A 6,062-nucleotide genomic window follows, 5' to 3' on the forward strand; every position below is an offset into this window, starting at 1 on the left:
CCCGAGGAGTCCGCAGAGTCCGAGGGGAACGGCGAGCCTGGTCCGGGGGCCGGATGAGCGGCCATGACCGGCCGGCCTTCGGTCTCTCCTTCGACCCGCGCGCCCTGAGTGACCTTCTCCAGGCCCCGGGCGACATCCGCGACCTGGCGCTCGCCCAGCTTCAGGACGTCGTCAACGCCCGTCTGTTCGGCGCCAAACTCACCCGCGATCTCTCCGGCTGCCGCAAGGTCTACGTCGATCACCGCAACGCGTGGCGCATCGTCTACGCCCAGCGGCCGGCGCCCGCCACCTCCGCGTACACCACCGAGATCCACGTCGTGGCCGTCCGCCCGCGGGAGGCACACGACGTGTACGACACCGCCCGCGACCGCCTCGGCATCGCCCCGCGGCCCCTGGGCGAGCGAACCCACGCGGCGCGTACCCGCTCACCGCAACTGGGCGTACGCCAGCCCGCCCCCAAGCCCGGACCGCCTCCCTACGCGATGCCCGGCCTTCCCCGACCTGCACTGTCCCCGACCCTGAAGGGCCCCGTTCGTTGACGCAGTTCCCCAGCCTGATCGACCAGGTCGCCGCCGCCGTACTGGCGCCGGCCGAGGTCACCGAGAACCCGCACCACCGCGCCATCGTCGATGTGTTCGTCGAGATCCAGGACCTCGACGGGCAGCTCGCCGCCCTGGCCGGCGCCGGACGTCCGGCCGGCGTCACCGCGACCGAGCAGCTCGATGCGCTCACCGACCTGCTGATCGAACGCATGGCGGCCGGAGCCGAGTTGAGCGCGCTGCTGTCCACCTCCTGCTGCTGCGCGGCGGCGTACGAGCCCGAACCGCTCAGCGAGTACGAGCCGGTGGACGACGAGGAGCCCTACGGTGAACCGGACCCCGATCCCGATGCCGACGCCGAGGGCTTCGACAACTTCGAGGAACCTGAGGGTCCCGACGACCTGGACGACTTTGACGACCTCGATGTCTTCGACGATTCCGATGACCTTCACGAGGACACGTGTGAGGAGTTCCTGACCTGCCCTAGCCGGCCGTGGACGATCGTCCACGCCTGCCTCGACATCTTCGACGCCTTGGGCGCAGCGCGATACGTCAGCACTGCTGAACTGGTCGCGCGCCTGCGCGAGTTGCCCGGTGAGGCAGAGGGCCGCTGGCGCTACGCGGACCTCACCCCGGTCCGCCTCGCCCTGCTCCTGCGCCCCTACGGAGTCCAGTCCCGCAAGCCGCGCAACGCCGACGGCAGCCGCTACCGGGCCTACCGGCGCGACGACCTGCACGCCGCCCGCCCGGACTGCTCCTGCTGACCCACCCCGCCCTCGCGCGTACCCGCGAGGTGACGGCGGCGGACGGGGGCCTGGTTGCCGCCTTCCACGCGCAGTGTTGCGAACACAACCTGTTGCTCCGCTGGGGCCGTACCCGCCTCACGCCCCGTGACCTTGCACGGCTGCTCGCCCAGGCGCAGTGCTGGATCGGACTCGACGCCAACGAGCGGCCCCTGGCCCTCGTCTGCGTCGGGTCCGTCAGCGGTCAGCCGGGTGTCGTCGACCTCGGACTGCAAGTCGCCGACGACCACCACCGCCGCGGCGTCGGAACGGCTATGGCCCGGCAGGCGGCCCGGATCGCCCGCACGCGCGGGGCACACACCCTCACCGCGTTCACGCACGCGTCCAACACGGCGATGCTCCGGCTCCTGGAACATCTGGGACCCACCCGGCGCACCCGCGACGGCCCCTATGTCGAGGTCCGCGTCGCCCTGGACGCGTACGCCCCAGCTACTCTCCCGCCCACACGAAGCGTCCCGACATGACCTCGCCTCCCGCGGTCCCGCCCGACCGCCGCCCGCGCACCGTGCTCGACCACCGGATCGAGACGGTCGCCGGGTACAGCATCGAGACGCTGTGCCGCCACTGCGACGACGGTCTCCTCGACGCCCCGCACACAGCCTTGGCCAACGCCCACCGCGACCTCGTCCGGGCCGAGCGGGACGTCACCTTCCACCGCGCCCGTCTCGCCCACCTGGCCTCCGGCGAATTCCCCGTCGATCAGGCTCTGTTCGTGCGGATCGAGCGCACCGTCGACCAGCTCGCGCACGCCATCGACGCGCGCGACACCCAGCAGGCCCAGGCCGCCGCCGCGCTGGAGCCGATCGAAGCCGCCGCTCCGCCGCCTGCACCACGGCACGTGCCAGCGAAAGACTTCGCGGCCCTGCTCGCCATCGCCCAGGGCGCCAAGCTCCACGCGAACCTGATCACCCACCGGCTCGCCGTGGCGACCCCCTCACGCACCCGCATCTCCTACTCCCACCTGCAGCACCTGGAGGCGAGCGGCCTCGTGGACCGTGGCACCTCCCGCCCGCTCCGCGCTGGTGCCGGCCAGCCCGTCACCCTCACCGACGCCGGCCGGGCCGTCCTTGCTGCTCCGCGTCCCGCAGGCTCACCCGGCACCACGCAGTCGCCCCGACCGGCGGCCTTTCCGGCTCCCGCGCACCTGCGTCGCTGAACGCCTCAACAAGCCCTGCCCAACGCGCCGTTGGCGTCATCGAACCGAAAGCACCGATGCCCACCCACTCACCGGACTTCCGCCTCGGCGGCTACCACGCCGTCAACGACCTCGTTGACGAACAGTTCTGGCGGCACATCGAAGGAGAGGGCCAGCTCACCGCCCTGGCCGAACACCACACCAGCGACAGCGGGCACAGCTACTACCTCCTCCATAACGGTGCCGTCACCTGGGGTATCCCGGGCGAGCCCCAGCTCGTCGCCCTCCACCTCCAGCGCGACACCGCCGCCCGGACCTTCCGCTTCGACCACGCCGCATTCGCCCTGCCTGCGATGGCCCAGTCCTGGCTGATCGCCCGAGGCTGCCCCGAGGAGCAGATCCTCCTCGCCGACGGCACGGGAAGCGAACCTGCCGACCCGGCCACCCGCGCCCTGGAGAAGCGACTGCGCAGGGACGGCGACCATTTCGCCCTGCTGACCAGCTACACGCACGACACCGAGCCGATGGAGATCACCGTGCTGCTGCGCGCCCTCGACGAGAAGGCTCCGGTGCCGTTCCGGATCCTGCTCGAAGAGGTCGACACCACGGCGTGGACACACACCCTGCGCGAGGGCGGCTTCACCACCTTCGAGGCCGCCACCCAGTGGTGGGAGGCGCACTGGAGCGGCGAGGCGATCCCGCTGCCGCCCGCTTCCCCCACAGCCCGCCACACTACCGCTGCGGGCCTTCCCGCTCCGCGCACACGCCCCGCCTCACCGCGCCGTCCGAGCCGCTGAATTCGCGGCCCGCCGGCCCTGCTCCGTCCTTCCTGCACGGTGAAATACCGGCGGCCTTCGGCGGGGCGGCGCGGAATGTAGCACGCAATCCCCGGTTACCGAAACCGGGGATTCTCCGGAGTCTTGTTCTCGGCCCGTACGGCGTCAGTCCGGGTCCGTTTCCGTATTCCCGTCTCCGGTTTTCGTGGAGGTCAACTTCCCATGCGCACCACCCGCATAGCCGTCGGTGCCGCCGTTCTCGGCGCGCTGGCTCTCCCGCTCGTCTCGATCCCCACCGCCAGTGCTGCCACCACTGTCAGCAGTTGTGCGGCCAAGCCGCCCCCGTACACGGTGCACACCAAGGCTGTGACGATCCGCTCCAGGGCGTCCGCCAAGGCGACGGCGCTCGGCGTGCTCTACCGCAGCCACACGTTCACCGTCCACAAGAGCAGCGGGAACTGGCATTACATCACGGACAAGACCACCGGCGTAAAGGGCTGGGTGTCTGGAACATACGTCTACCGCGACGTCGCCATGTGCCTGGACTAGCAGACCGGCCTGGCAATTCCTTTGTCCGGCAACCGAGTCCACGGATATTTCCCTCGCATGCCGGATACGTAGTGCAGATTTCCCCGCCCCGAAAACGCGAATGAAAGGAGCCTTGCTGTGCCCGAGTTCAGCGAGGACGTGATGGGCGTCGTCACTGAGCGGATCGAGGCCCGCTTCCAGATGCCGCTCGCCGATCTACGCCGGGCCGTCCAGGCGGTACCGCAGGCCAACTCCGATGCCAGCAGTGTCGTGCACTGGTACGACCTGCTCGCCGAATCCCAGGACGCGCTCGAGACCGCGGAGGACGCGCTCGTCGCGGCGCTCGGCACCCAGCCGGGCGAACTCGACGACACCGCCATGGAGTTGGCGTATCAGGTCAACGTGGCGGTCGCCGTACGGGACGGGCGCGTGATGGTCGTGGACTATCTCCTCGACCCCCTCGCCCCGGGCAAGCGTGGACCGGGAGCCTGGCGTGGCACGGACCCCGCCGCGCGCCGCGCTCCGACGCTGCACACCTCCGCGCCCGTACTGCCCGGCACGCGGGGTGTCCCGGCGCGAGGGGCGGCGCGATGAGCGTCACCGACAAGTCCACCAGTCGCGACACCGCGCTGGAGGAGGCATTCGGCGCGTCCGTCGCCGAACTGTATGCCCAGGCGGCGCACTCCGAGGCCGGTGCCGCACTCCATCGCGCGCTGGAGCTGCGCAGCTTCCTCGCCATCGCCGAGGAACAGGTCGTCCGCGTACGGGACCGCGTCCGCGCCGGCATGTCCGCCGACCGTGACCTGGGCGAGCTGTCAGCCGAGGACCTGCGCATGGACGCCCAGTGGCTGGAGGCGGCTCTGGCCGGCCGCAACGGCTACGTCACCGCCCTCGACGACCTCCTGCGGACCATGCCCGCTCCCGGCCAACTCCCCACACGTCCGGTGCAGTTCGCCCAGCCGAAGATCACCGCCACTGCTCCGCCCGCCCCCAGTGCCGGGGCGGTGCGGACCCGCCGTTCCTGAAAGCCCGCCGATTGCCCCAGCCCGATGCGGCTCACGCCGTCTCCGAGATCATCGCCCAGCGCATCGAGGCGCTGTACGGACAGCCGCTCGCCGAACTCGAAGTCCTCGCCGACAGCACTCCCGACGCCACCCTGCTCGCGGCGCTCACCGGCAGCCACAGCGACCTGGTTCTCGCCGAACGCACCACCGCCTTCCAACTGGCGAGGCTGCGCGAACTCACCACCCCTGAACGGGAGATCGGCCGCTTTGCCGCCGGCCACATTCTCGACTGCGCTCGCCGCATCGTCGAGTCCGTCGCCATCCGAGACGCCTGCGCCAAACACACCGGCGCGGTCCTGGCAGGACTACGCCGCGCACCGGCCCCGGACCCCCAGTCGTCCGCGCCACCTGCACCTGCCGCTCCGGCGCCCGCCACGTCCCGCACCCGCTGATCTGCCCTGTACCGCTTGAGGAGCACCATCCTTGGCCACCACCGCTCAGCCCCCCACCACCCCGAACGACCTCGCCAGTGTCACCAAGACCCTGGATCTGCTCGCCCCGCGCTGGAGCGTGTGGGTGCTGATGACCCTCTCCTCCCAGCCGCTGCGCTACGCCGAGATCAAGCCGCGGTTGCCGTGGCTCGCCGATGGCCAGCTCCACCCCCGGCTGCGCCACCTCACAGGCGCCGGCGTGGTCGAACGCACCGAGTACGCCCCGCGTCACGTCACCTACGGCCTCACCCGTCGCGGCGCCGAGCTGCTGCCCGTCCTGGCCCAGATCGCGTCCTGGGGCGACACTCATCTGGAGAAGCAGCTCGTCACCAGCAAGGCCACCGGCGAGCTGGAGCCCGAGCGGATCCCCCCGGCCCAGAACATCGACGACGCGCTCGCCCTGATTGCCCCGCGGCACGCCACGCCGATCCTGATGGCCCTGCAGGCCCGGGGCCGTGCGAGCGCCAAGAGCCTGGCGGCCGAGGCCATGCCCGGCTACGGACTGACCGCCGTCTACAAGCCCCTGGACCGCCTGGTCACCGACGGACTCGTCACGGCTACCGGCAGCGGCGACTTCCAGCTGTCCGTCAGCGGCCGGGCACTCGCCCCCGTCTTCCAGTCCATCACCGCGTGGGCACTCCTCCCGCCCGCCGGGGCCGACCCGCTTCGCCAGCGGGGGGTTGCCCCGTCCCGGACCCGCTCCGGCCCGTGGGCGACCACCCCGACGCGCCTTCCGGCGCCGACAGTTCCGGCTGCACCGTCCGCCGGCCCCGCCCTGGCCACCAC

The 6,062-nt window shown here is 71.3% G+C and carries 10 protein-coding genes; all 10 read left to right on the top strand.

From position 1 onward, the window contains the following. Positions 1-53: 53 nt before the first annotated feature. Positions 54-539, top strand: coding sequence for a hypothetical protein (locus AC31A1_RS44915; RefSeq protein WP_489658845.1), 486 nt, complete (start codon positions 54-56; stop codon positions 537-539). Then, positions 536-1,303 carry a DUF3631 domain-containing protein gene (locus AC31A1_RS44920; RefSeq protein ID WP_489658846.1) on the top strand — a complete coding sequence of 256 codons (768 nt, stop codon included), beginning with the start codon at positions 536-538 and terminating at the stop codon, positions 1,301-1,303. Before AC31A1_RS44915 ends, AC31A1_RS44920 begins: the two co-directional genes overlap by 4 nt. 29 nt (positions 1,304-1,332) lie before the next feature. Continuing rightward, positions 1,333-1,806, top strand: a complete 474-nt coding sequence (locus AC31A1_RS44925; protein ID WP_489658847.1) for a GNAT family N-acetyltransferase — start codon at positions 1,333-1,335, stop codon at positions 1,804-1,806. Continuing rightward, positions 1,803-2,498, top strand: a complete 696-nt coding sequence (locus AC31A1_RS44930) for a hypothetical protein (RefSeq protein WP_489658848.1) — start codon at positions 1,803-1,805, stop codon at positions 2,496-2,498. The genes AC31A1_RS44925 and AC31A1_RS44930 overlap by 4 nt, the downstream gene beginning before the upstream one ends. A 56-nt stretch (positions 2,499-2,554) precedes the next feature. Next, entirely contained in the window at positions 2,555-3,274 is a 720-nt protein-coding gene (locus tag AC31A1_RS44935; RefSeq protein WP_489658849.1) for a hypothetical protein, read from the top strand. Positions 3,275-3,475: 201 nt separating this feature from the next. Continuing rightward, on the top strand, positions 3,476-3,802 hold the full coding sequence (locus AC31A1_RS44940) for an SH3 domain-containing protein (RefSeq protein ID WP_489658850.1): 327 nt from the start codon (positions 3,476-3,478) through the stop codon (positions 3,800-3,802). A gap of 117 nt (positions 3,803-3,919) precedes the next feature. Then, complete coding sequence (locus AC31A1_RS44945) at positions 3,920-4,375, top strand: hypothetical protein (RefSeq protein WP_489658851.1); 456 nt, start codon at positions 3,920-3,922, stop codon at positions 4,373-4,375. Beyond that, positions 4,372-4,806, top strand: coding sequence for a hypothetical protein (locus AC31A1_RS44950; RefSeq protein ID WP_489658852.1), 435 nt, complete (start codon positions 4,372-4,374; stop codon positions 4,804-4,806). Before AC31A1_RS44945 ends, AC31A1_RS44950 begins: the two co-directional genes overlap by 4 nt. 11 nt (positions 4,807-4,817) lie before the next feature. Next, a complete protein-coding gene (locus AC31A1_RS44955) occupies positions 4,818-5,237 on the top strand; it encodes a hypothetical protein (protein WP_489658853.1) in 420 nt (139 codons plus the stop codon). A gap of 31 nt (positions 5,238-5,268) precedes the next feature. Next, the coding region (locus tag AC31A1_RS44960) for a winged helix-turn-helix transcriptional regulator (RefSeq protein WP_489658854.1) at positions 5,269-6,062 on the top strand (794 nt) is incomplete at its 3' end.

The organism is Streptomyces sp. P5F9 (assembly GCF_057961495.1).

Excerpts from the sequence above, each read along its gene's own strand:
- AC31A1_RS44950 (WP_489658852.1), top strand. The coding sequence starts at position 4,372 with ATGAGCGTCACCGACAAGTCCACCAGTCGCGACACCGCGCTGGAGGAG.
- AC31A1_RS44915 (WP_489658845.1), top strand. The coding sequence starts at position 54 with ATGAGCGGCCATGACCGGCCGGCCTTCGGTCTCTCCTTCGACCCGCGC.
- AC31A1_RS44930 (WP_489658848.1), top strand. The coding sequence starts at position 1,803 with ATGACCTCGCCTCCCGCGGTCCCGCCCGACCGCCGCCCGCGCACCGTG.
- AC31A1_RS44940 (WP_489658850.1), top strand. The coding sequence starts at position 3,476 with ATGCGCACCACCCGCATAGCCGTCGGTGCCGCCGTTCTCGGCGCGCTG.
- AC31A1_RS44935 (WP_489658849.1), top strand. The coding sequence starts at position 2,555 with ATGCCCACCCACTCACCGGACTTCCGCCTCGGCGGCTACCACGCCGTC.